The organism is Amycolatopsis sp. CA-126428 (assembly GCF_002904335.1).
In the GTDB taxonomy this organism is placed as follows: domain Bacteria; phylum Actinomycetota; class Actinomycetes; order Mycobacteriales; family Pseudonocardiaceae; genus Amycolatopsis.
Map to the genome: position 1 here is coordinate 116,779 of NZ_PPHF01000048.1, position 23,018 is coordinate 139,796.

At 70.0% G+C, this 23,018-nt stretch carries 25 protein-coding genes and 2 pseudogenes; 17 read left to right on the forward strand and 10 right to left on the reverse strand.

Going from position 1 to position 23,018, the window contains the following annotated elements; genetic code table 11:
- Positions 1–96: 96 nt before the first annotated feature.
- Positions 97–1,260, forward strand: coding sequence for a GGDEF domain-containing protein (locus C2L58_RS13755; protein ID WP_103338085.1), 1,164 nt, complete (start codon positions 97–99; stop codon positions 1,258–1,260).
- A gap of 4 nt (positions 1,261–1,264) precedes the next feature.
- On the opposite strand, the gene C2L58_RS13760 is transcribed toward C2L58_RS13755, so the two are convergent.
- On the reverse strand, positions 1,265–1,909 hold the full coding sequence (locus C2L58_RS13760) for a TetR/AcrR family transcriptional regulator (RefSeq protein WP_103337962.1): 645 nt from the start codon (positions 1,907–1,909) through the stop codon (positions 1,265–1,267).
- Positions 1,910–1,998: 89 nt separating this feature from the next.
- On the opposite strand from C2L58_RS13760, the gene C2L58_RS13765 reads away from it, so the two are divergent.
- Complete coding sequence (locus tag C2L58_RS13765) at positions 1,999–3,222, forward strand: lipase family protein (protein ID WP_103337963.1); 1,224 nt, start codon at positions 1,999–2,001, stop codon at positions 3,220–3,222.
- A gap of 69 nt (positions 3,223–3,291) precedes the next feature.
- On the opposite strand, the gene C2L58_RS13770 is transcribed toward C2L58_RS13765, so the two are convergent.
- Positions 3,292–3,702: a DUF3151 domain-containing protein gene (locus C2L58_RS13770; RefSeq protein WP_013230816.1), complete on the reverse strand. Its 411-nt coding sequence runs from the start codon at positions 3,700–3,702 to the stop codon at positions 3,292–3,294.
- A gap of 26 nt (positions 3,703–3,728) precedes the next feature.
- Complete coding sequence (locus C2L58_RS48585) at positions 3,729–4,001, reverse strand: hypothetical protein (protein ID WP_146073582.1); 273 nt, start codon at positions 3,999–4,001, stop codon at positions 3,729–3,731.
- On the opposite strand from C2L58_RS48585, the gene C2L58_RS13775 reads away from it, so the two are divergent.
- Positions 4,000–5,181, forward strand: a complete 1,182-nt coding sequence (locus C2L58_RS13775; RefSeq protein WP_199191256.1) for a hypothetical protein — start codon at positions 4,000–4,002, stop codon at positions 5,179–5,181. The two genes, C2L58_RS48585 and C2L58_RS13775, sit on opposite strands and share 2 nt — an antisense overlap.
- Before the next feature lie 51 nt (positions 5,182–5,232).
- On the opposite strand, the gene fbaA is transcribed toward C2L58_RS13775, so the two are convergent.
- Complete coding sequence (gene fbaA / locus C2L58_RS13780) at positions 5,233–6,264, reverse strand: class II fructose-bisphosphate aldolase (protein WP_103337965.1); 1,032 nt, start codon at positions 6,262–6,264, stop codon at positions 5,233–5,235.
- 152 nt (positions 6,265–6,416) lie between these two features.
- Positions 6,417–7,238, reverse strand: a complete 822-nt coding sequence (locus C2L58_RS13785; RefSeq protein WP_103337966.1) for an LLM class F420-dependent oxidoreductase — start codon at positions 7,236–7,238, stop codon at positions 6,417–6,419.
- Between the two features lie 62 nt (positions 7,239–7,300).
- Here C2L58_RS13785 and C2L58_RS13790 point away from each other — a divergent pair, with 62 nt between their 5' ends.
- The 4 genes from C2L58_RS13790 (at position 7,301) to C2L58_RS13805 (ending at position 11,238) form a co-directional block, all read left to right on the forward strand.
- Positions 7,301–8,215 (forward strand): aldo/keto reductase, encoded by a 915-nt coding sequence (locus tag C2L58_RS13790; protein WP_103337967.1) that lies wholly within the window; start codon positions 7,301–7,303, stop codon positions 8,213–8,215.
- A gap of 81 nt (positions 8,216–8,296) precedes the next feature.
- Positions 8,297–9,208, forward strand: a complete 912-nt coding sequence (locus tag C2L58_RS13795; protein ID WP_103337968.1) for an SDR family oxidoreductase — start codon at positions 8,297–8,299, stop codon at positions 9,206–9,208.
- A 2-nt stretch (positions 9,209–9,210) separates the two neighbouring features.
- A complete protein-coding gene (locus C2L58_RS13800; protein WP_103337969.1) occupies positions 9,211–9,684 on the forward strand; it encodes a pyridoxamine 5'-phosphate oxidase family protein in 474 nt (157 codons plus the stop codon).
- A gap of 81 nt (positions 9,685–9,765) precedes the next feature.
- Positions 9,766–11,238 (forward strand): flavin-containing monooxygenase, encoded by a 1,473-nt coding sequence (locus C2L58_RS13805; protein ID WP_103337970.1) that lies wholly within the window; start codon positions 9,766–9,768, stop codon positions 11,236–11,238.
- On the opposite strand, the gene C2L58_RS50390 is transcribed toward C2L58_RS13805, so the two are convergent.
- A complete protein-coding gene (locus tag C2L58_RS50390) occupies positions 11,211–11,363 on the reverse strand; it encodes a hypothetical protein (RefSeq protein ID WP_233225707.1) in 153 nt (50 codons plus the stop codon). The two genes, C2L58_RS13805 and C2L58_RS50390, sit on opposite strands and share 28 nt — an antisense overlap.
- On the opposite strand from C2L58_RS50390, the pseudogene C2L58_RS13810 reads away from it, so the two are divergent.
- Both C2L58_RS13810 and C2L58_RS13815 read left to right on the forward strand, forming a co-directional pair.
- A pseudogene (locus C2L58_RS13810) lies at positions 11,292–11,571 on the forward strand (metal-dependent hydrolase); the annotation flags it as partial. The gene C2L58_RS50390 and the pseudogene C2L58_RS13810 sit on opposite strands and share 72 nt — an antisense overlap.
- A 41-nt stretch (positions 11,572–11,612) precedes the next feature.
- Positions 11,613–11,973: pseudogene (locus C2L58_RS13815) on the forward strand (ferredoxin reductase); the annotation flags it as partial.
- A 65-nt stretch (positions 11,974–12,038) separates the two neighbouring features.
- Here C2L58_RS13815 and C2L58_RS13820 read toward each other — a convergent pair.
- The gene (locus tag C2L58_RS13820; protein WP_103337971.1) at positions 12,039–12,317 is read right to left on the reverse strand and encodes a YciI family protein; all 279 of its coding nucleotides are present in this window, start codon (positions 12,315–12,317) and stop codon (positions 12,039–12,041) included.
- A 200-nt stretch (positions 12,318–12,517) separates the two neighbouring features.
- Between C2L58_RS13820 and C2L58_RS13825 the strand changes: the two genes are divergently transcribed.
- From C2L58_RS13825 to C2L58_RS13840, 4 genes are all read left to right on the forward strand, one after another.
- The gene (locus tag C2L58_RS13825; protein ID WP_199191266.1) at positions 12,518–13,090 is read left to right on the forward strand and encodes an RNA polymerase sigma factor; all 573 of its coding nucleotides are present in this window, start codon (positions 12,518–12,520) and stop codon (positions 13,088–13,090) included.
- 91 nt (positions 13,091–13,181) lie between these two features.
- Entirely contained in the window at positions 13,182–14,333 is a 1,152-nt protein-coding gene (gene nagA / locus C2L58_RS13830; protein ID WP_103337973.1) for an N-acetylglucosamine-6-phosphate deacetylase, read from the forward strand.
- A gap of 23 nt (positions 14,334–14,356) precedes the next feature.
- Positions 14,357–14,788, forward strand: coding sequence for a hypothetical protein (locus C2L58_RS13835; RefSeq protein ID WP_103337974.1), 432 nt, complete (start codon positions 14,357–14,359; stop codon positions 14,786–14,788).
- 45 nt (positions 14,789–14,833) lie between these two features.
- A complete protein-coding gene (locus C2L58_RS13840; RefSeq protein WP_103337975.1) occupies positions 14,834–15,535 on the forward strand; it encodes a DedA family protein in 702 nt (233 codons plus the stop codon).
- Between the two features lie 161 nt (positions 15,536–15,696).
- Here the strand turns inward: C2L58_RS13840 and C2L58_RS13845 are convergent, their stop codons facing one another.
- Positions 15,697–17,088 carry an FAD-binding oxidoreductase gene (locus C2L58_RS13845; RefSeq protein ID WP_199191257.1) on the reverse strand — a complete coding sequence of 464 codons (1,392 nt, stop codon included), beginning with the start codon at positions 17,086–17,088 and terminating at the stop codon, positions 15,697–15,699.
- A 73-nt stretch (positions 17,089–17,161) separates the two neighbouring features.
- Positions 17,162–17,587 carry a PPOX class F420-dependent oxidoreductase gene (locus C2L58_RS13850; RefSeq protein ID WP_103337977.1) on the reverse strand — a complete coding sequence of 142 codons (426 nt, stop codon included), beginning with the start codon at positions 17,585–17,587 and terminating at the stop codon, positions 17,162–17,164.
- A 186-nt stretch (positions 17,588–17,773) separates the two neighbouring features.
- Between C2L58_RS13850 and C2L58_RS13855 the strand changes: the two genes are divergently transcribed.
- The 4 genes from C2L58_RS13855 to C2L58_RS13870 all read left to right on the forward strand — a co-directional run bounded on the left by C2L58_RS13855 (position 17,774) and on the right by C2L58_RS13870 (position 22,519).
- The gene (locus C2L58_RS13855) at positions 17,774–18,304 is read left to right on the forward strand and encodes a MarR family winged helix-turn-helix transcriptional regulator (protein WP_103337978.1); all 531 of its coding nucleotides are present in this window, start codon (positions 17,774–17,776) and stop codon (positions 18,302–18,304) included.
- Positions 18,301–20,895: an MFS transporter gene (locus C2L58_RS13860; protein WP_103337979.1), complete on the forward strand. Its 2,595-nt coding sequence runs from the start codon at positions 18,301–18,303 to the stop codon at positions 20,893–20,895. Before C2L58_RS13855 ends, C2L58_RS13860 begins: the two co-directional genes overlap by 4 nt.
- Positions 20,892–21,713, forward strand: a complete 822-nt coding sequence (locus C2L58_RS13865) for a YceI family protein (protein WP_103337980.1) — start codon at positions 20,892–20,894, stop codon at positions 21,711–21,713. Before C2L58_RS13860 ends, C2L58_RS13865 begins: the two co-directional genes overlap by 4 nt.
- A gap of 131 nt (positions 21,714–21,844) precedes the next feature.
- The gene (locus C2L58_RS13870; protein ID WP_103337981.1) at positions 21,845–22,519 is read left to right on the forward strand and encodes a DedA family protein; all 675 of its coding nucleotides are present in this window, start codon (positions 21,845–21,847) and stop codon (positions 22,517–22,519) included.
- A 66-nt stretch (positions 22,520–22,585) separates the two neighbouring features.
- Here the strand turns inward: C2L58_RS13870 and C2L58_RS13875 are convergent, their stop codons facing one another.
- Positions 22,586–22,999 carry a VOC family protein gene (locus tag C2L58_RS13875; RefSeq protein ID WP_013230839.1) on the reverse strand — a complete coding sequence of 138 codons (414 nt, stop codon included), beginning with the start codon at positions 22,997–22,999 and terminating at the stop codon, positions 22,586–22,588.
- Between the last annotated feature and the right edge of the window lie 19 nt (positions 23,000–23,018).

The window sequence follows — 23,018 nt, forward strand, 5'->3', positions numbered from 1 at the left end:
CGCGGCCAAGACTTGATTTCTCGGGCGCGGGGCTGGGCACTGTGGACCCGCCCCCGCGACTGGATCATCGCGACGCTGACCGCCATCACGGTCATGCTGAGCTGGACGGCCGTCTCGCTGTTGACCGTACCGGTCACCGTCGCCCAGCTGGGCACGTTTTCACTGCTCACGGCCCTGGCCGTGGCGCAGACCGAGGTCAGCAGGCGGCTGGAGCGGCAGCGCCGCATCCTCAGCAGCGGGCCCTACATCTCGATGACTTCGGTCTGGCTGCTGCCCGCCGGCCTGCTGCTGCCGGCCCAGCTGATCGCCGCACTCGGGGTCGTGCTCTACGTCTACCTCGCGTTCCGTAGTTGGTCCGGCACCCGTCCGGGTGAATTTCACCGCGTGGCCGCGAACGCCACGACGATGATCCTCTCGGCCTTCTCCGCGGGTGTCGTCGGTCACATGACCATCGGCAGCGGCGTCGCGACGGTGACGCTGGCCGCGCTGGCCTTCTTCACGGTCAACACCGCGCTGACCGGCCTCGGCCTGTACCTGGCCGACCCGAAGAACGCGACCCCGGTGTCGTGCCTCGGCAACATGGACGACAACCTGCTCGAGCTGTCCACCTTGTGCGTCGGCGCGCTGCTGGTGATGGTGCTCAACGAGGAGCCGCTGCTCTCGGTGCTGGTCATCCTGCCGCTCTACGTGCTGCAGCGGTCCGTGCTGATCAAGCGGCTGGAAGAGCTGGCCACGACCGACCAGAAGACGCAGCTGCTCAACGCCACCACCTGGCAGGACGGCGCGCAGCGCGAGATCTCGCGGGCGGAGCGGGAGAACGGCAGCTTCGGCGCCATGATGATCGACCTCGACCACTTCAAGCGGATCAACGACACCTACGGGCACCTCGCGGGGGACGACGTGCTCAAGGCGGTCGCCGCCGTGGTCCGGCAGGAGACCCGGGCGCACGACCTGGTCGGCCGGTTCGGCGGTGAAGAGTTCGTCGCGTTGCTGCCCTCGACGTCCAAAGAAGACGCGATCGTCACTGCGGAGCGGATCCGGCAACGGGTCAGCGAGCTGATCATCAGCACCACGACCAACGCGGGCGCCGCCGTCGACATCGAACGGCAGACGGCGTCGATCGGCGTCGCCGCGTACCCACTGGACGGCTCGTCCATCGAGGAAGTGATGGCGTCCGCCGACGCGGCCGTGTACGCGGCCAAACACGGCGGGCGCAACCGGGTGGTGGGGTCGGAGGCGGCGGCCTTGGCCGCGGCTTAGCGCCCTAACGCAACCGATCGATGACGTCGCTCGCCTTGGTCTGCAGGCGGGCGACGCCACCCACGGTGAACTCAGTGAGCAGGTCGATCAGGGCGTCCTGGTCCGGCGGCTCGCCGTCCCAGGTGGCCTGGACCAGTGACTCGGTCATCGCGAAGAAGAGCGTGACGAGCGCGCGGTCCGCCCGGCCCGAGTCGATGCCGTGGGCGGCCCACCGCTTGCGGCTGGCCTCGGCGTAGACGACGGCCAGCCGCTCCCTCAGCCGGGTGAGAGCGGGGTCGCCCGCCCGCTCGGCCGCGCGGAGCACGCCGTAGCCCTCGGGGTGGTCGGCGACGAAGGTGACCATGTTGGCGTAGTTGGCCCGCGCCCAGGCCCGCAGGCCGGGCTGCTCGTCGGCCACCGACGGCCCCGCGATGGCGGTGAAAGCCCTCTCTTCGGTGTCCGCCACGACCTCGGCGAACAGCGTCGCCCGGTCGCCGAACTGCTCGTAGACGGCTTGGCGCGAGACGCCGGCCTCACGCGCGATCTGCTCGATCGTCGCGCCCTGCATCCCGTGCTGCCCGACCACCCTCGCCGTCGCGTTCAGCACGCGGGCGCGCTGCTCCGAAACCGGGAGCTTGCGCGGCCGCCCACGCGGAGCCGGGCTTGACATGGTGGTCCACCTCACGTGATTCTTTTTCCGACACCTCTGTCTAAAAAGGTGTTTCCCCGCGCACCCGCCCTGCTCAACGAGGAGCAAGCATGCGTATCTTCCTCCGCCGCGCCCTCTCCGCGGCCGTCGCCACGATTTCCGTTCTCGCGCTGGCGACGCTGGGCCCGCCCCAGGCCTCCGCCGCGTCCTTCTACGATCCGCCGTCCCCCCTGCCCGCCGGCCGCAACGGTGACCTCATCCGGCACGAGACGTCGACGTTCTACATCGATCCGGTCCAGCTGATCAAGGCCGACGCGAACGTGCAGCGGATCATGTACCGCAGCACCGACACGCACGGCTCGCCGATCGCCGTCACCGGCACGGTGCTGACCCCGCGGTCGGCGTGGCACGGCACCGGGGTGCGCCCGATCGTTTCCTACGCCGTCGGCACCCAGGGCGAGGGCGACGACTGCGCGCCGTCGAAAGCGCTTGCCGCGGGCTTCGAGTACGAAGGGCCGTTCATCGCGGGGCTGCTGGCGCGGGGGTACGGGGTCGTCGTCACCGACTACGAAGGGCTGGGCACGCCCGGGGACCACACGTACGTCAACCGCGCGTCCGAGGGCCACGCCGTGCTCGACGCGATCCGCGCGGCGCAGCGGCTGCCGGAGGCCGGGCTCCCGGACGACGGCCCGGTCGCGATCGCGGGCTACTCCCAGGGCGGCGGCGCGTCGGCCGCGGCGGCGGAGCTGCAGCCGAGCTACGCACCCGAGCTGAACTTGAAGGGCGCGTACGCGGGGGCGGTGCCGGCGGACCTCGCCGAGGTCGCCAAGAACCTCGACGGCCACTACGCGGTCGGCTTCCTCGGCTTCGCGCTGGTGAGCATGAACTACGCCTACCCCGAGCTGAACATCCCGGCGCTGCTCAACGCGCGCGGGAAGCAGCTGTTCGAGCAGGTCCGCACCGAGTGCACGGTGGAAGCGATCGCCGCGCACGCCTTCACGCAGTCCTCGACGCTGACCACCGACGGCCGCTCGCTCACCGCGTACCTCGGCGAGGAGCCGTACGCCTCCCGCGTGGCCGAGCAGAAGATCGGGACGCTGAAGCCGACGGCGCCGGTGCTGATCGTGCACAGCGCGCTCGACGACATCGTCCCCTACGCGCAGGACCGCGACCTGGGCCGGACGTGGTGCGGCAAGGGCGTGCGGGTGCAGTTCAGCACGACGCTGATCCCGACGCACGTGCTCGGTGCGGTGCGGGCGTTCCCGGAGGCGTTCGCCTGGCTCGAAGGCCGCTTCGCCGGCCTCCCGGCGCCAGTCAACTGTGGCTGGTTCTGAGGTCTCCCGCAGCCGGTCGTGAGTGGTAAGGCGGGTTAGAACCCGCCTTACCACTCACGACCGGGGGGGTCACTTCAGGCCGGTGGCTTCCGCGGCGGCGGGGTCGGAGTCGGCGAGGAACGTCCGGCAGCGCTCGAACTCCTCGGTCTCGCCGATCTTCCCGGCGGCCTTGCCCAGGACGGCGAGGGCGCGGAGGAACCCCTGGTTGGGGCGGTGCGCCCAGGGCACCGGGCCGAAGCCCTTCCAGCCCGCGCGGCGCAACTGGTCGAGACCCCGGTGGTAGCCGGTGCGGGCGTACGCGTACGCGGCAACGGTCTCGCCCGCGTCGAAGGCCTTCTCGGCCAGCGAAGCCCAGGCCTCGCTGTAGTCGGGGTGTTCGGCCGCGACGGTGGCCGGGTCGGTCCCGGCGTCGAGCGCGGCCTGGGCGGCGGTGTGCTCGGGCAGCAGCGTCGGCTCGGGGCCGAGCAGGTTGTGCGTCATGGGGCCATTGTGCCCATGCCCCCGGATCAGAAGAACAAGCCCGCGAGAATCCCGCCGCCGGCCAGCACCAGCGCGGCGACGAGCACCGCCGCGACAACTCGTTTCGGCATCATGGCGCGACACCATGCCAAGCCGGGGCGGCCCGGAGCAAGTCCGCCACCCGTAGGGGTGAACCCCGGGCGCGAAGCGCCTCCGTTGAGGGTGGTGGCGGGGAAGAAGGTCGGGGGAACCCCGATTTTCGCGTCCTTTGCCACGGTCTTGGCCCACTCGTGACCATGACCGGCCATGATGTCCGGCATGGCCAAGGCAGTCGACGTCCCGGTGGACGTCATTCCGCGCAGTCCCGTCGGCAAGACGCGGCTGTTCTTCACGCGGCACTGGCACCGCGGTGCCCCCGGGCAGCCGACCCCGGACTGGGTGCTCCGGTTCTGCTACGGGATGTGGCTGGCGGCGTTCGCGTTCAAGCTGGTCGGCTCGTCGTGGGACATGTCGTGGCACTTCAGGTGGCTGCGCGACGACCTGGCGCCGCCGCACCTGATCAACACCGTGGGCACGGTGATCATCGTGGTGCTGGTGGCGATCCACAGCTACACGGGTCTCGGCGCCGACAAGACGTCGCTGCGGCTGATGCAGGCCGGCCTGCTGACGTTCCTGGTGGCGGCCCCGCTGGACGTCATCAACCACCGCGTCAACGGCCTCGACCTGACCGCGTGGAGCCCGTCGCACATGATGCTCTACCTGGGCACGGGCATCATGCAGGCCGGCGTCCTGCTCGGCTGGCTCCGGCTGTCCCCGCCGGGCCGCTTCCGGACCGGCGTGCTGCTCGCGCTGTGGGCGTTCTTCCTGGAGAACACGTTCTTCCCGAACGGCCAGCAGGAGTACGGCATCCTCGGCCTGCGCGCCTGGGAGCGCGGCGAGCCGGAGGCGGAGAAGTCGCTGCTGGACTTCGCGGCCAACCAGATCGGGCACCCGGTCGACCGGACGGCGGTGCTGCACTTCACGATGCCGATCCCGGAGTGGGTGTACCCGCTGTGGGGCATCGGCGTGATGGCGTTGATCCTGGTGCTGGCCCGGAAGACCTTGGGATTCCGCTGGGCGGCTACTTCGGTCGCGCTGGCGTACGTCGCTTATCGGTCGGTGATGTGGCCGCTGCTGCTGGGGCTGGGATTCCCGGTGTCGACGGTGCCGTTCTACCTGCTCTTCGTGGGTCTGGCGGTGGACCTGGCGTTCGCGATGAGCCACGGCGTCGTCCGCGCGGCCGCGGGGGCGTTGCTGGTGACGGCGTTCGGGTACGGCGCGTTCTGGCTGCAGTCGCAGTTCCGCCCGTGGGTGCTCGGGGACGCGCACACGGAGTCGGCCCCACCGGCGGCGTACTGGACGGCCGCGGTGGTGCTGGCCGGGGTGTTCGCCCTGTGGGCCGGCGCGGAACCGCTGACCCGGAGGTGGGCAGCGCGGCGCCCGGTCGCCGAATCGGCCTGAACACGACGAAGGGCCGCCACGAGAAGTGGCGGCCCTTTGTCGTGTCCGGAACTACTTGAGCTTCGTGCCCGTCGAGCCGAGCGCCTGGCAGGCCTCGACCACGCGCTGCGCCATCCCGGCCTCGGCGGCCTTCAGGTACGACCGCGGGTCGTAGACCTTCTTGTTGCCGACCTCGCCGTCGATCTTCAGGACGCCGTCGTAGTTCTTGAAGAAGTGGTCCACGATCGGGCGGGTGAACGCGTACTGCGTGTCCGTGTCGACGTTCATCTTCACCACGCCGTACGACACCGCCTCGCGGATCTCCTCCGGCAGCGAACCCGAGCCGCCGTGGAAGACCAGGTCGAACGGCTTCGAGCCCTCGGGCAGGCCCAGCTTCTTCGCCGCCGCCTCCTGGCCGCCCTTCAGGACGTCCGGGCGCAGCTTGACGTTGCCCGGCTTGTACACGCCGTGGACGTTGCCGAACGTCGCCGCCAGCAGGTAGCGGCCCTTCTCGCCGGCTCCCAGGACGTCGATCGTCTTCAGGAAGTCGCCCTCGGCGGTGTACAGCTTCTCGTTGATGTCGTGCGCGACGCCGTCTTCCTCGCCGCCGACGACGCCGATCTCGACCTCGAGGATGATCTTCGCCGCCGCGGCCTTGGCCAACAGCTCCGCGGCGATCTCGAGGTTCTCGTCGAGGTCGATCGCCGAGCCGTCCCACATGTGGGACTGGAACAGCGGGTTCTGGCCGTTCTTGACCCGCTCGGTCGAGATCTCGAGCAGCGGGCGGACGAAGCCGTCCAGCTTGTCCTTCGGGCAGTGGTCGGTGTGCAGCGCGACGTTGATGTCGTACTTCGCCGCGACGACCTGGGCGAACTCCGCCAGCGCGGTCGCGCCGGTCACCATGTCCTTGACCTTCTGGCCGGACGCGAACTCCGCACCGCCGGTGGAGAACTGGATGATGCCGTCGCTCTCCGCCTCGGCGAAGCCGCGGAGGGCGGCGTTCACGGTTTCGGACGAGGTCACGTTGATGGCCGGGTAGGCGAACTCGTTCGCCTTGGCCCGGTCGAGCATCTCCGCGTAGACCTCGGGGGTGGCGATGGGCATCGTTACTCCTCCTTGGCACAGGGTGGTCCCGACCGCATCGTACGAGGTGTACCGCCGCCGCACACCGGTCCCCGCACAGAAACTTCTCCGCACGTCGGATCGGTTCAGAAGGGAGTGCCCGGCCGCCGGGCGAGCCGGCGGCCGGACGGAGATCACAGCAGTTCGGAAGCCAGCGCGCGGTACGCGGGCCACGGGTCCTCGTTCAGGACCTGGATGTTCACGTGGTCCGCGCCGGCTTCGAAGTGCTCGCGCAGGCCCGCCGCGATCGTCTCTGCGTCACCGTGCAGGGCCAGCGCGTCGACCAGGCGGTCACTGCCCTCACCCGCGAGGTCGTCGTCGGTGAAGCCGAGTTTCCGCAGGTTGGCGACGTAGTTCGACAGCCCGAGGTAGAACTTGACGGTGTTGCGGCCGATCGCCCTGGCCTCGGCCGCGTCGGTCCCGAGGACCACCTTGTGCTCCGGTGCCAGCAGCTTGCCGTCACCGAGGATTTCCCGCGCCTCGCGCGTGTGCTGCGGCGTCACCAGGTACGGGTGCGCGCCCGCCGTGCGGTCGCCGGACAGCCGGACCACCTTCGGGCCCAGCGCGGCCAGCGCGCGGCCAGCCACCGGCACGCCCGCCGCGTCCAGGCCGTCCAGGTATTCGACGATCGCCGCGTAGGGCTTCTTGAACTCCTGCGTGTGCTCGGGGTGGCCTGCGCCGATGCCGAGCAGGAAGCGGTCCGGGTACTTCCCGGCGATGCGCTCGTACGCCTTCGCGATCGAGGCCGGTTCGTCCTGCCAGATGTTCACGATGCCGGTCGCGACGACCAGGGAGTCCGTCGCGCCGAGCAGGTCGTCGACGTATTCGAGATCCCCGCCGGGTGAACCGCCCAGCCAGATCGCGCCGTAGCCGAGCTTCTCCGCCTCCCCCGCGAAGTCCGCGTCGACGCTCGAGTAGTGCCGCCAGATTCCGAGCTTGCCCAGTTCGATAGCCATGGAACACTCCAACGCGTGAGACGCCGGTTTTCCTCCCGGAACCGGCAACTAATCTCGGAACCATGACCAAGCTCGGCAACACCGACCTCGACGTGTACGGACTCAACCTCGGGTGCAACGTCTTCGGCTGGACGGCCGACGAACCGCGGTCGTTCACCGTGCTGGACGCCTACACCGCGGCGGGCGGCAACTTCCTGGACAGCGCCGACCTCTACGGAGGCGGCGGTGGCTCCGAGACGATCATCGGCAACTGGCTGGCCGCCCGCGGCCGGCGGGCCGACGTCGTCGTGGCGACCAAGGTCGGGCTGTGGGACGCCCGGCCGGGCCTTTCGGCGAAGAACATCCAGGCCGCGGCGGAGGATTCGCTGCGCCGCCTGCAGACCGACCACATCGATCTCTACTACGCCCACCGCGACGACCCGGACACCCCGCTCGAAGAGACCTTGGCGGCGTTCGACGCCCTGGTCCGCTCGGGCAAGGTCCGCTACCTGGGCGCGTCCAACTACACCGCCGCGCGGCTCGCCGAAGCACTGTCCATTTCGGACGAAAACGGCTTCGCGCGGTTCGCCGTGCTGCAGCCGCACTACAACCTCGTCGAGCGGGACTACGAACGCGACCTCGCGCCGCTCGTCGAGCGCGAAGGCCTTGCGACCCTGCCCTACTTCGCCCTCGCGAAGGGCTTTCTCACCGGCAAGTACCGCACGAAGGACCAAACCGGGGACAGCCCGCGCGCCGCGCGCGCCATGTCCTATTTGGACGCCGATGGTGAACGCGTCCTCGCCGCACTGGACGAAGTCGCCCAGGCGCACGGGGTTTCGGTGGCCACGGTGTCGCTCGCGTGGCTGCGGCAGCAGCCGACGGTCGCCGCCCCGATCGCCAGCGCGCGGACGACCGAGCAGCTCACCGACCTCCTCGCCTCGGTCTCGCTCGAGCTGACCGACGCCGAGGTCGCCACCCTGAGCGCGGCCACCGCCTGAACATACTCATGGGTAGCTTACTGCGGGTAAGTTGAGGTACGGTGCCCTCCGAGAGCGACGTTCGACGTCCAGGAGGGCACCGTGGCCAACCCGTTTTCGCTGCTGAGCGGCACCAAGAAGGTCGACGGCAAGGTGGTGCTGATCACCGGCGCGGCCCGTGGCATCGGCGCCGGCCTCGCCGAACGGCTGGCCGCTCGCGGCGCCAAGGTCGCCCTCGTCGGCCTCGAAGCCGACGAGCAGAAGAAGGTCGCCGACCGGATCGGCCCGGACGCGCGGTCCTGGGAAGCCGACGTCACCAGCTGGGACGCGCTCGAGCGCGCGACGGCGAGCGTCGTCGAGCACTTCGGCGGGATCGACATCGTGATCGCGAACGCCGGCATCGCGACCGCGGGCTTCGTCCGCTCGGTCGACCGGGCCGCGTTCGAGAAGGTCATCGAGGTCGACCTGCTCGGCGTCTGGCGCACGTTCCGCGTCACGCTCCCGCACGTCATCGAGCGCAAGGGCTACCTGCTGGCGATTTCGTCGCTCGCCGCGATCACGCACGCGCCGGGGATGGCGAACTACTCCGCCGCCAAGGCCGGCGTCGAAGCGTTCTCCAACAGCCTCCGCGCCGAAGTCGCCCACCTGGGTGTCAAGGTCGGCGTCGCGCACCCGACGTGGATCCGCACCGACCTCGTCGAGAGCGCCGACGCGCACCCGGTGTTCGGCAAGCTCCGCGCGTCGATGCCCGGCCTGATCGGCAAGACGTACCCGCTGGACGTGGCCCTGGACGACCTCGAAGCGGGCATCCTCAAGCGCGCCCGGACCATCCACGTGCCGCGCTGGGTCGGCGGCCTCAAGCTGTTCCGCGCCTTCCTGCCGCCGGTCGTCGAGATCGGCTCCCGCAGCCGGGTACCGTCGGCGGACAAGGCCGCGCTGGCCGACATCGAGGCGCGCGGCGCGTTCGAGTCGGCGGTCACCGGCCACGGCGGGCGGGCCGCCACCAAGGGGTGAAGATGTCCCGTCGCGACCAGATCAGGATGACCGGGGACGAGGTGCGGGAGTTCCTCGCCGAGCAGAAGGTCATCAACGTCGCCAGCATCGGCCCGAACGGCCGGCCGCACCTCGCGCCGCTCTGGTACTTCCCGCACGAGGACGGCGTCGCGACCTGGACGTACGGCACGTCGCAGAAGGCGAAGAACCTCCGGCGGCTGCCGGAGGCGACCGTGCTGGTCGAGGACGGCGACAGCTACGAGAAGCTGCGTGGCGTCTCGTTCGAGGCCGACGTCGAGCTCGTCGAGGACATCGACGAGGTCACGCGGATGGGGACCGCGCTCATGCAGCGGTACTCGGGCGCCAAGCCCGAGGACCCCGCTTCGACCGAGATGAGCGCTTTCATCGCAGGTCAGGCTGCGAAACGCGTCGGGCTGGTCTTCCGGCCGACCAAGGTCGTCAGCTGGAACCACGGCAAGCTCGGCGGGACGTACTGATCAGTAGCCGGTACTTCCAAGTAACTGTTACCTGAGGTAACGTCATCTGCGCAGGATCCCCGACGCAGCGGAGGCCGACAGATGACCGAGCGGTTCAAGGTCGTGATCGTGGGCACCGGGTTTTCCGGGCTCGGCCAGGCGATCCAGCTCGAGAAGGCCGGTATCCGGGACTACGTGATCCTGGAGAAGGCCGCCGAGGTGGGCGGTACCTGGCGCGACAACTCCTACCCGGGGTGCGCGTGCGACGTGCAGTCGCACATGTACTCGTTCTCGTACGAGCAGAACCCGGGCTGGTCGCGGTCGTTCTCGCCGCAGCCGGAGATCTTCGACTACCTCAAGAGCGTCGCGGACAAGTACCGGCTGCGCGAGAAGATCCGCTTCGGCGTCGAGCTGACCGGCGCCCACTGGGACGAGCGGGAGCGCCGCTGGACGGCGACGACCAGGGACGGCCGCGAGTTCGTCGCGCAGTTCCTCGTCTCCGGCGTCGGCGGCCTGCACATCCCGCAGATCCCCGGCCTTCCCGGGATCGCGGACTTCAAGGGCCAGACCTGGCACTCCGCGCGCTGGAACCACGAGTACGACCTGCGCGGCAAGAAGGTCGCCGTCGTGGGCACGGGCGCCAGCGCCGTCCAGTTCGTCCCGAAGATCGCCCCCGACGTCGCCGAGCTGACGCTGTTCCAGCGGACGCCGCCGTGGATCATGCCCAAGCCCGACCACGCCATGCCGTCGTGGGCGCGGACGCTGTTCGAACGCGTCCCCGGCACCCAGCGGCTCTACCGCAACGCGCTGTACTGGCTGCTCGAGGCGCGGGCCATCGGCTTCAACGGCCACCCGGCGATCATGAAGGCCGGCGAGCTGATCGCGAAGCGGAACATCGCGAAGGGGATCAAGGACCGCGCGCTGCGCAAGAAGGTCACGCCGGACTACACGATGGGCTGCAAGCGCGTCCTGATCTCCAACGACTACTACCCGGCGCTGGCCCGGCCGAACGTCGACGTGAACACGGCCGGGATCAAGGAGGTCAAGGCGCACTCGATCGTCGACTCCGCCGGGGTCGAGCACGAGGTCGACGCGATCATCTACGGCACCGGCTTCAAGGTGACCGACGCACTGGAGTACCTCGACATCACCGGCGTCGACGGCCGCAACCTCGCCAAGGAGTGGGCGAGCGAGGGCATGCGGACGCACAAGGGCATCACCGTGTCCGGCTACCCGAACCTGTTCTTCCTGCTCGGCCCGAACACCGCGCTCGGCCACAACTCCGTCGTGTTCATGATCGAGTCGCAGGCGCGGTACGTCGTCGACGCCATCAAGCTCGCCGATTCGCGCGGTGCCGCCGCACTCGACGTCCGGCCGGGCGTGCAGGACGAGTTCCAGCGGGAGATCCAGGACAAGCTGGTCAAGGGCGTCTGGACGCAGGGCGGCTGCAAGAGCTGGTACCTCGACGCCCAGGGCGTGAACCGGACGATCTGGCCGGGCTTCACCTGGCGCTACTGGCTGGAGACCCGCAAGGTCGACCCGGCCGACTACGAACTGTCCGGCCGGGCGTCGTGACGTCCGGGGACGAACAGCTCGTCCTGCCCGCCCGGAACGTGCGGTTCGGCTAGGCGCTGCCGCTGATCCGCGACGAGCGGCTCCGGGCGGACGTCCTCGGCTTCGTCGGCCAGGAGGCGGTGCACACCGAGGCCCATGACGGCGCGGCGGCGCACCTCGAAGCGGCGGGCGTGCGCGTGCGGCCGTTCGTGGCGCAGATGGAGTGGCTGTTCCGGAAGCTGCTGGGTGACCGCGACCTGACCGGCCGCCGAAGAGTGGCTGGTCGAGCGGCTGGGGATCATCGCCGCGATCGAGCACTACACCGCGTTCCTCGGCCAGTGGGTGCTCGACGCGCGCCCACCCGGCTCGACGGCAGCGAGCGCACCGACCACCTGATGTCCACTTTGGTCGGCGTGGTGGGCGTTTACCGCCGGTTGTCCCGATTCAGCGGGAAACGGCGGCCGCCCGTGCGCACGGTGGACCGGAACCTTTCGCTGGCCGTCGAAACGATCCGGCCCGAAGCCGACGGCGTCGTCAGCCTGCGGCTCGCCAACGGCACCCCACTGCCGGCCTGGCGGCCCGGCGCGCACCTCGACCTGGTGCTGCCGTCCGGGCTGACCAGGCAATACTCGCTGTGCGGCGACCGCCCGGGGCCCGCGGACGACGTTCCCGCTCGTCGGCGCCGGGCCGTTCCTGTTCGTCGCCGGCCGCATCGGGATCACGCCGATCCTGCCGATGGTCCGCCGCTGCGTGGCTTGCGCCGTTCCGGCTGACTTTGCGCAGGTCAGGCCGGCGTCGACCGCGGCAGCGCCGTGCTCGACCTATGACGGCAGCCAGGCGCCGATCACCGGCTTGAACTCGCGGATGGACCGCTGCGCGATGGCCCCTTCCAGGAAGTACGGGTCCTGGTCGATCGTCTCCTTGAGGTGCGCCTCGTCGTCGGCCCGGTACAGCGTGACGCCGCCGGTGCCGTCGCCGAGCGGCCCGGCGACCGCGACGCGGCCCTCGTCGGCCAGCTTGCTCAGGAACTCCCGGTGGCGCGGCCGGACGTCCGGCATCTTCTCCTGGACGTAGGTGATTTCGACGAGGAACCAGGCCATGTGGATCTCCGGGGTCGGCGCGGGCGGGACACTGCCGACGCTACCCGTGTCACGGTTCTGTACCAGCATCCGATCTGTGGCACCGGCATCCGAACCCGATAGGCTGGGCGTGCGTCAGTACCTGTGTGAGCGCTGTGAATACCGTGAACCTGCTGACGCGGCACACCGTGCAAGCCGGGGTCGAGAACAGGCAGGGGTTCATGCTCGAGGGCAATGCGGAACGCAGCGTCGAGGCGACCCTCGGCCACCTGCGGGTCATGGACGGTCCGGCCCCGGCGCAGGCGCCGACACCGCTGACCCTCGAAGACCTCTACCGCCAGCACCGCATGCGGCTGGTCCGGCTGGCGATTCTGCTGGTGGACGAGCCCGCGACGGCGGAAGACGTGGTCCAGGAGGCCTTCACCGGCCTGCACCGCAACTGGGGCAGGCTCCGGGACGCCGCGGCCGCGGTCGGCTACCTGCGCACCGCGGTGGTCAACGGGTCGCGCAGCGTGCTGCGCCGCCGCAAGACGGCCCGCGAATACGTGCCCCCGCACGCGGTGAACGCGCGCTCCGCGGAGAGCCTCGCGATGCTCTCCAGCGAGCACCAGGCCGTGGTCAGCGCGCTGTCGAAGCTGCCGCCCCGCCAGCGCGAAGTGCTGGTGCTGCGGTACTACGGCGGGCTGAGCGAGGCCGAGATCTCTGAGGCCGCAGGTATCTCCAAGGGTACCGTTAAATCGACCGCCAGCCGGGCGCTCGAGGCACTCCAGAAGGCCATGCAAGCCCCACAGTGACCCGGGTGGACCATTCCGATCACTGAGTCGTATCACCATGCTTGGTCCAGACCAATATATGCTGGGGTGCGTGAGAGGCGCCGGAGATTTCGTGATCATGGGCGGCCGGGTCGCCGCCCCGGACCGTTTACTCGACGACGGCTGGGTGGCCGTGTCCGACGGGCGGATCGCCGGTGTGGGTTCCGGGACCCCGCCGTCCGGCGAACACGTGGACGTCGGCGGGGCGTTGGTCGTGCCCGGGTTCGTCGACACCCACTGCCACGGCGGGGGAGGTGGCTCGTTCACCTCCCTCGATCCCGAGGAACTCCTGACGGCGGTGCGAGCGCACCGCCGTCACGGCACCACGACCATGCTCGCCAGCCTGGTCTCGGACCCGGTGGACATCCTGCGTGAGCAGGTCGCGGCGCTGCGTGAGCTCGTCCAGGACGGCGAGGTCGCGGGCATCCACCTGGAGGGCCCGTTCATCTCGAAGGCCCGCTGCGGCGCGCACGACCCGGAGACGCTGCTCGAACCGGACACCGGCACGGTCGAGAAGCTCCTGCGCGCGGGCCAGGGCGCGATCCGGATGGTCACCATCGCCCCCGAGCTGCACGGCGGCGTGAAAGCCGTCCGCCAGCTGGCCGAGTCCGGCGTGATCGCCGCCATCGGGCACACCGACGGCGTCGAGGAGCAGCTGCTGCCGGCGATCGACGCGGGCGCCACGGTGGCGACCCACCTGTTCAACGGCATGCGGCCGCTGCACCACCGCGAGCCCGGCCCGGTCGGCGCGCTGCTGGACGACGAGCGCATCACGATCGAGCTGATCTGCGACCTGGTCCACCTGCATCCGACGGTGGTCCGCCTGGCGGCCAAGCACGCCGGCCGCAACCGGACGGTCCTCATCACGGACGCGATGTCGGCGACGGACGCGGCGGACGGCCGCTACACGCTGGGCCGCCTCGAGGTCGACGTCCACGACGGCGTCGCCACCCTCGCCGACAACGGTTCGCTGGCCGGCAGCACCCTGACGATGGACACCGCCTTCCGCAATCTGGTCCGGGGTGCGAAACTCGGCATCCTCGACGCGGTGCACGCGACGTCCCAGCGGCCCGCGGAGCTGCTCGGCATCGCGGACCGGACCGGGATGCTGTGCTCCGGTTACCAGGCCGACGTCGTGGTCCTCGACCAGGACCTGCGGCCGGCGAAGGTGTTGCGCCGGGGAGAATGGGTCGCCGAGGTGGGTACGGCTACCTTGAGCACGTAGGTGTTGCGAGCGGACGGGCGGAGATGAGCGAGCCGAAGGACCCCGAGCAGCTGCTGGCGGACGCCCTTCGCGCGCAAGCCGTCTTCGCACCGCAGGTGTCGCCGCCCCCCAAGGCGTCCGACACGTCTTCGTCGTCCCCGGCCGCTTCTTCGACGTCTTCAGGGTCTTCGGCGTCGGCAGTCCGCGGGGCCGAGCCGGCCACCGACGCGGTCCCGACCAGCGCGATCAACGAGCTGCCCTCGGCGTACGGGCTGCTCTCCGGGGCGAGCGCGGACTCGCTGGAGCGCGAGCGCGCGGCCCTGGAGGCCGAGGCGCCGACGACGTTCACCCCGCGTCCGCCGGAGCCGGCCCCGGTGCGGACGTCGGCGCAGCTGCCCGCGTACTGGATCTTGTTGCTGGCGGTGCTGCTGGGGCTCGCCGCGGGGTCCGTGGTCGGCCTGCTCACGCTGGTCTGACCGGGTCTCAGCCACGACTCAGGGTGACCCTGTACCGTTTTCCAGGTGATTCTCGCCCAGAGCACGGTCAACACGATGTCGCTGCTGCCCTCATGGCTGGACCCGCAGCACCTGCTGAGCGGGCTGACGACACCGGTCATCGCGGTGCTGTGCCTGATCATCTTCATCGAGAGCAGCATCTTCCCGGTCCTCCCGGGTGATTCGCTGCTGTTCACGGCGGGCCTGTTCATCGCGAACGGAACGCTGAACGCCCCGTTGTGGCTGGTCTGCGTCCTGGTGACGGCCTCGGCCCTGCTCGGCAACGTGGCCGGTTACTACATCGGCTACTTCGCCGGCCCGAAGCTGTTCAACCGGCCGGACTCGAAGTTCTTCAAGCGCGAGTACGTGGACAAGACGCACGAGTTCCTGGAGAAGCACGGCCCCAAGGCGGTCGTACTGGCCCGGTTCGTCCCGTTCGTCCGCACGTTCATCACGTGGATCGCGGGCATCGGCCGCATGGACCCGAAGCGCTACTTCACGTACACGGTCCTCGGCGGCATCCTGTGGGCCGCGGGCATCACGATCCTGGGTTCGCTGCTGGGCAACATCGGCTTCATCCGCGACAACGTCGACGCGATCTTCGTGCTGATCGTGCTCGTTTCGGTGGTGCCGATCGGGCTGGAGTACCTGAAGTCGCGGCGCGAGAAGAAGGCTTTGGCCGAGGCGGACCCCGAGGTCACGCAGCGGATCCCGCGCATCAAGGAGTGAGTGCCGGTTCGCTCGCCGGGCACCACGGCTCGCCGGGCACCGGAGCGAGGTCGCAGTTCGGCGCACGTGTGGCCGGCCAAAACTGTCGGACCCTCGCGGTAACGTGAAAACAGGGGTCCCCCGGGCGGGGACCCCTGCGGGAGCTACTCGAGCCCGAGCCCTCAGGTCATCGAGAACATCGAGCCCGGGTTGAACAGGTTCTCCGGGTCCAGCGCCCGCTTGATCTCCTGGTGCACCCGCAGCCCCACCGGCCCGATCTCCCGGGCCAGCCACTCGCGCTTGATCTTCCCCACCCCGTGCTCGCCGGTCACCGTGCCGCCCAGGGCCAGCCCGACCTCGAGGATCTCGTCGAACGCGCGCTGGGCCCGCTCGAACTCGTCCGGGTCGTCCGGCTGGTAGACGATCGTCGGGTGCATGTTGCCGTCGCCGGCGTGGCCGACCACCGCGATGCGCAGGCCCACCTCGGAACTGATCTTCTCGCAGCCGCGGATCAGCTCCGCGATCCGCGTCCGCGGCACGCAGACGTCGTCGGTCAGCCACAGCCCGTACGTCTCCAAGGCCGTGAGCACCACCCGGCGGGCGTGCAGGAGCATCCGGCCCTCCTCCAGGTCCTCCGTCGTGTACGCCAGGTCCGCGCCGCAGTCCAGGCAGATCTGCTCCAGCGCCGCCAGCTCGCGGCGGGCCACCTCACCGCCCGCGTCCGACTGGCCGATCAACAGCGCCTGGCAGTCCGACCCCGCGCCCAGGTCGGTCTTCAGGTACGCCTCCGACGCCTTGATCGAGGACGCGTCCATGATCTCCAGCAACGACGGCACGAGACCTTCGCGCACCACCCGGGCGACGGCCTCCCCCGCCGCCTCGGTGGTGCCGAAGCCCGCGACCAGCGTCGCGGGGGCCTGGGGCAGGGGCTTGAGCTGGACCGTGGCCTGGGTGATCACGCCGAGGGTGCCCTCGCTGCCCACGAACAGCCGCGCGAGGTCGTAGCCGGCGACGCCCTTCACCGTGCGGCGGCCGGTCTTCAGCAGCGATCCGTCGGCCAGGACGACCTCCAGGCCGAGCACCGAGTCCGTCGTCACGCCGTACTTCACGCAGCAGAGGCCGCCGGCGTTGGTGGACAGGTTGCCGCCGATCGTGCACCAGTCGTAGCTGGACGGGTCCGGCGGGTAGAACAGCCCGTGCTTCTCCACGGCGTTGCGGAAGTCCAGGTTGACCACGCCCGGCTGCACGACCGCGAGCCGGTTGCCCGCGTCGATCTCGACGATCTCGTTGAGCTTGGTCAGCGACAGCGTGACGCAGCCGTCGATCGCGTTCGCGGCGCCGGACAGGCCGCTGCCCGCGCCGCGCGGCACGATCGGCACCTTGGCCTCGGCGCACGCCTTCACGACGGCCTGCACCTCCGCCGCGTTCGCGGGCAGGACGACGGCGAGCGGCGTGCCCGAGGGCGCCAGCGGCATCATGTCGCGCGCATATGAAGCCGTGACGTCGGTATCGGTGAGCACGGCGCCCTTGCCGAGCAGGTCCCGGAGCCGGGTGACCAAAGCTTCGTTGCTCATGGCCTCATCGTAAGCCCGGACAGTCCGCAGTGCGGAAATCTTCTTTCGAAACCAGCCGAAACGGAGCAGCGGGTCAGCGGACCAGGCCCAGCAGCTTCTCGACGTGGACGGTCAGCAGCACCCGCTGGTCGGCGACCATGGCCGCGCGGTACTCGGCCCAGTCCGGGTGCTCGCCCGCCGCGCGCCGGTAGTAGTCGACCAGCGCTTCCACCGTGTCGTCATCGGGTGCGGCGGCCGGTGCCGTGAGCGAGGCGCGCCCCTCGACGACGACGTAGCTCCAGCCGTCCTCGCTCCCCACATGGAACGTCACCCGCGGGTCCCGGCGCATGTTCTTCGTCTTCGCCCGGGTCTCGGTGATCGACGCGATCACCGTCGCCGATGCCGGGTCGTGGAGGTAGGTGATGGTGGACAGCTGCGGCCGGCCGTCGCGGCGGATCGTGGCGAGGACGCCGTGGCGGTGGGCGGCGAGAAAGTCCTGCAACGCTGTGTCGTCGGTCATACCCTTCTCAACCCGCGGCGGGCGGCGTTGTTCCGGCGGCAACCCGGGAGAAATCTGCTTGCATACGACAACTAAAGTGTGTTCTGCCACATCACGAGGTACTCCGCTTGCATAACCGCTAGTGAAGGCACATCCTTGCCTGAGGCAACTAGTTGCAGCCGCCAACCAACGCCGTGAAGGATGACCATGGCACCGAACAACTCCGCCACCCGGCCCACGGCCGAGCTGGACCTCGCCGACCAGCTCGGGCACGAGCTCGTGCGCCTGGTCCGGCTGATCAACAAGGCGAAGTCGCAGGTCTCCAAGCAGGGTCCGGACGGCATCGAACGGGCGGCGTACGCGATCCTCTTCACCCTCATCCACGAGGGCCCGCAGCGCACCAGCAAGCTGGCCGAGTCGCTCCACTCCGAGATCTCCACGATCAGCCGGCAGTCGAGCTCGCTCGTACAACACGGGCTGGTCGAGCGCCAGGCCGACCCGGAAGACGGGCGTGCCTGCCTGCTCGCGCCGACGACCGAGGGCATGCGGGTGTTCGAAGAGAACCGCAAGAACCGCAACCAATGGCTGGCCGAGGTGCTCGGGGACTGGACCGACGGGGAGATCCAGACCCTGAACCGCCTGTTCGGCCGGCTCAACACAGGTATCGAGAACCACTCTCCACAGCTGGCCGACGCGCACGCGTCCGCCGGTGCACCGGCCAAGGGGGCCAACGCATGAGCACCACCGTCGAACAACAAGTCGTGGCGAAGGAACCACCACGGCTGAGCCACCGCCAGATCGTCACGATCCTGAGCGGCCTGATGTGCGGCATGTTCCTCGCCGCGCTCGACCAGACGATCGTCGGCACGTCGATCGTCAAGATCGCCAACGACCTGCACGGCTTCGACCTGCAGGCCTGGGCGACCACGGCGTACCTGATCACCTCGACGATCGTCACGCCGATCTACGGCAAGCTGTCGGACATCTACGGCCGCAAGCCGTTCTACCTGGCCGCGATCACGATCTTCGTCGCCGGTTCGCTGGCCTCGGCCTTCGCACAGTCGATGTACCAGCTGGCCGCGTTCCGCGCCGTGCAGGGCCTCGGCGCCGGCGGTCTGATGTCGCTGGCCATGACCATCCTCGGCGACATCGTGCCGCCCCGGGAACGGGCCAAGTACCAGGGCTACATCCTCGCGGTGTTCGGCCTGTCCACCGTGCTGGGCCCGGTGCTGGGCGGCTTCTTCGCCGGCATCGAGCACGCCGGCAGCATCTTCGGCTACGACATCCACGGCTGGCGCTGGGTCTTCTTGATCAACGTCCCGATCGGCATCCTCGCGCTGTTCGTCGTCGCCCGGGTGCTCAACGTGCCGCACATCCCGCAGAAGCACAAGATCGACTGGTGGGGCGCCCTCGCTCTGGTCGTCGCGGTCGTGCCGTTCCTGATCGTCGCCGAGCAGGGCCAGAAGTGGGGCTGGGGCGACGGCAAGTCGATCCTCTGCTACGTCGTCGGCGGCGTCGGCGTGATCGCGTTCATCGCGGTCGAACGGTGGATGAAGGACGCCGCGCTGATCCCGCTGCGGCTGTTCAAGAACTCGACGTTCACCGTGGCGATCATCGGCGGTGTCATCGTCGGTGTCGCGATGTTCGGTGCGATCACCATGATCCCGCAGTTCATGCAGGTCGTGCAGGGCTACACGCCGACCGAGTCCGGGCTGCTGATGCTGCCGCTGATGGCGGGCATCATGACCAGCTCGATCGTCTCCGGGCGGATCACCGGCAAGACCGGTCGCTACAAGGTCTTCCCGATCGTGGGCACCCTGATGATCGCCGCCGGTGCGTTCTTCTTCGCGCAGGTCGAATACGACTCGCCGGTGTGGCACCCGCTGGTCGCGGCCGCCATCATCGGCCTCGGCCTCGGCCAGTGCATGCAGACGCTGATCATCGCGGTGCAGAACGCGGGCCCGCGCAGTGACATGGGCGTCTCGACCGCGTCGGCGACGTTCTTCCGCCAGATCGGTGGTACCGCCGGTGTCGCGATCTTCCTGACCGTCCTGTTCAACACGCTGATGCCGAACATCACGAAGGCGTTCGGGGGGCAGCTGCCGGCCGGCGCCGGTGCGAGCGTCGGCAACCTGTCCGAGAACACCAGCGTGATCCAGTCCCTGCCGGAGGCGATCAAGACGCCGATCCTGATCGGCTTCACCGAGTCGATCACCACGGTGTTCTACATCGCCGGTGCGGTGGCCCTGCTGGCCACGGTGGTCCTCCTGTTCATGAAGGAGATCCCGCTGACCAACGCGGCCCCGGCCGCGGCGGCCATGGAGGGCGGCGAGGCGCTGCTCGAGGAGGACGACTTCGCGGACGCGCCGACCGAGATCGTCGAGCCGGTCAAGCCGGTCGACCGCGAGCCGGCTCTCGTGGGCGGCGGGAAGCACGCGCTGAGCACCAACGGGCACGGTGACTACCAGGCCGTTTCCGGCGCGCTGCCGATGCCGATCACGAACTCCGTCGCGGACTCCGAGGTCGACACCCCGGTCGGCGCGGGTGGCCTGCCGGTGACCGGCCACGTCCGGCGCCAGGACGGCAGCCACGTCTCCGGCGCGGCGCTGACCCTGATCGACCAGCGCGGCCGCCAGGTCGCGCGGGCCACCGGGGCCCCCGACGGCAGCTACTCGGTGCCCAGCCAGGGCCCGGGCGCGTACGTGCTCATCGTGTCGGCGCACGGCCACCAGCCGCAGGCCTCCAGCGTCGTGATCAGCAACGGGCCGGCGACGGTCGACGTCACGCTCACCGGGTCCGGCGAGCTGACCGGCACCGTGCGGGCGGCCGCGACCGGCCAGCCGCTGCCGAACGTGACGGTGACGCTGACCGACGGCCGCGGCGAGGTGAACGGCGCGTTCATCACGACCGCGGACGGCACCTACGCCTTCGTCGGGGTCGGCGCCGGGGCGTACACCCTGGTCGCCAGCGGCGCGGGCTACCGGCCCTTCGCGGTGACGCTGACCGTGCCCGACAGCGGCGTCCTGCGCCACGACGTCGAGCTCGCCAGCTCGGTGCTGCTCGCCGGCACCGCGCGGACCGAGGGCGACCGGGTGGTCCCGGACGCGCGGATCACCGTGCTCGACGCCGAAGGCAACGTGGCGGCGGTCGCGCGGACCGACGGCGAAGGCCGGTACGTGGTCAGCGACCTGCCCGCGGGCGCGTACACCGTGGTCGCGAGCGGCTACCCGCCGGCGACCAGCCAGGTGGAGCTGACCGGCGGCGAAGCGGACCACGACGTCCGGCTGAGCTACGACCAGGCCCTCGACGAGCTGGTCGACCGCTCATGACCGGCTTGCGCGCGACCTTCCGCACGGCCGAGGGCTGGGCGGTGGAGCACGCGGTGCTCACCGTCACCGACCCGGCCGGGCGGCAGGTCGCCCGGCAGGCGGCCGACGTCCGCGGGGAAGTCGTCACCGACGCGCTGGCGCCGGGTGTGTACACGGCCGTCGTCACGGGGGCCGGGTACACCCCGGTCGCCCGGACGGCCCAGATCGCCTCGGACGGCAGCGGCTCGCTCGGTGACGTCGTGCTGGCCCCGGTCGCCGAGGCGATCGAGCTGCCGCCCGCCGGGCCGTGGGTGATCGACCCGATGCACACGTCGGTGGTCGCGACCGCGCGGCACCTGGGCATCGCGAGCATCAAGGCGCGGTTCCCGGACGTCTCCGGCCGGATCGAGATCGGCCGCCCGGCCGAGCGGTCGTCGGTGCACGCCGAGATCAAGGCGGCGAGCATCGACACCGGCATCCGGATGCGGGACGACCACCTGCGCTCGCCGGACTTCCTCGACGTCGACGTGCACCCGGTGATCACCTTCACCAGCACGGGACTGCGCCAGCGCGGCGCGGACTCGTGGACGCTGCTGGGCGAGCTGACGCTGCACGGCGAGCGCCGCGAGGTCGAGCTCGAGCTGACCTACGGCGGCTGGGGCCCGGACCCGTGGGGCGGCGTGCGCGTCGCGTTCCACGCCGAGACGACGCTGCACCGGAACGACTTCGCGATCAACTACAGCGCGATGGTGCGGGCCGGTGTCGCGGCGGTCGGCACGACGGTGAAGATCGAGCTGGACGTCGAAGCGGTGCAGGGCGAAACCTTGCCGCAGTTCTGAAGCACGCTCCTCCGGAGGCCCTCTCACCGCTGGTGAGGGGGCCTTCACCGTTGGTGAGAGCTGAATCTTCGGGCAAGTTCGATTTGCCCGTTCGCCGTGGCCCGTTCACCCGGGCCACGTAGGCTCGCGGTGTGAACGTCGTGAGCATCGAGGCCGCGGGCGTCGGCGTGAGCTGGCTGGACACCGCCGGACCGCTGCTCGTCTGGGTGATCGTGCTGAGCTTCGTGCTGGTCGAGTGCGCGCTGATCGTCGGGCTGTTCCTGCCCGGCGACTCGCTCCTGTTCGGGGCGGGCGTGGTGCTCGCGCAGCACGGTTCGGACGCCAACGCGTGGTTCCTGTCGGGGGCCGCGCTGATCGTCGCTGTCCTCGGCAACCAGATCGGCTACTACATCGGCCGCAAGAGCGGGACGAAGCTGATCGCCCGCCGCGACGGCAAGGTGCTGAACCGCCACAACCTCGAGCGCGCGCAACGGTTCCTGGACCGGCGGGGGTTCTTCGCGATCGTGGCGGCCCGCTGGATCCCGTGGATCCGCACGCTGGCCCCGCTGATCGCGGGCGCCGCCCGGATGGACAAGCGCCGGTTCCTGGTGGCGACGACGCTGGGCGGGCTGCTCTGGGTGCCGACGCTGGTGCTGCTCGGCTACTACGGCGCCGGCCTGCTCGACGCGCTGCCGTGGCTGAAGACGGCGGCGCTGTGGGTCAGCATCGCGTTCTTCGTGTTCGGCACCGGGTACGGCGTGCTGCGCTACCGCCAGGAGATGCGCCGCCCGGTGGACGCGCCGGACGACAGCAACGCGCGCGCCTGAGCAGTCTTGCGGGGGTCCGGGTGGCGGAGCCCCCGGCCCGGGGCGAAGCCCCGGATGTCACAGTCGTCAGAGCTGCGGATCGGTCCAGATTTCGAGCTGGATGCCGTCGGGATCGCGGAACACGATCACGCGCGAGCCCTCGAAGGTGCGCGACGGCGCGACCGGCGTGTACGAGACGCCGAACTCCTGCAGCCGGCTCTCCCATTCGGCCAGCTCGGCGGCCGAGTGCACCCGGAAGGCGACGTGGTCCAGGCCGGTCCGGCGTTCGTCGAACCCGCGGCGCCCGGTGTCCGCGTGCTGCACCAGGACCACGGAGAACTCGTCCCCGGCGGACCGCAGCACGACCTTGCGCAGCCCCGTGTCCGGTTCTTCGCGCCGGGTGACCTCTTCGAGGTCGAGAACGCGCACGTACCACGGCACGCTGCGGTCCACGTCGGTCACGGTGAGCGCCAGGTGGTGCACGGACATGAGTTTGGCCATGGCTTCCGAAGCCGTCCTT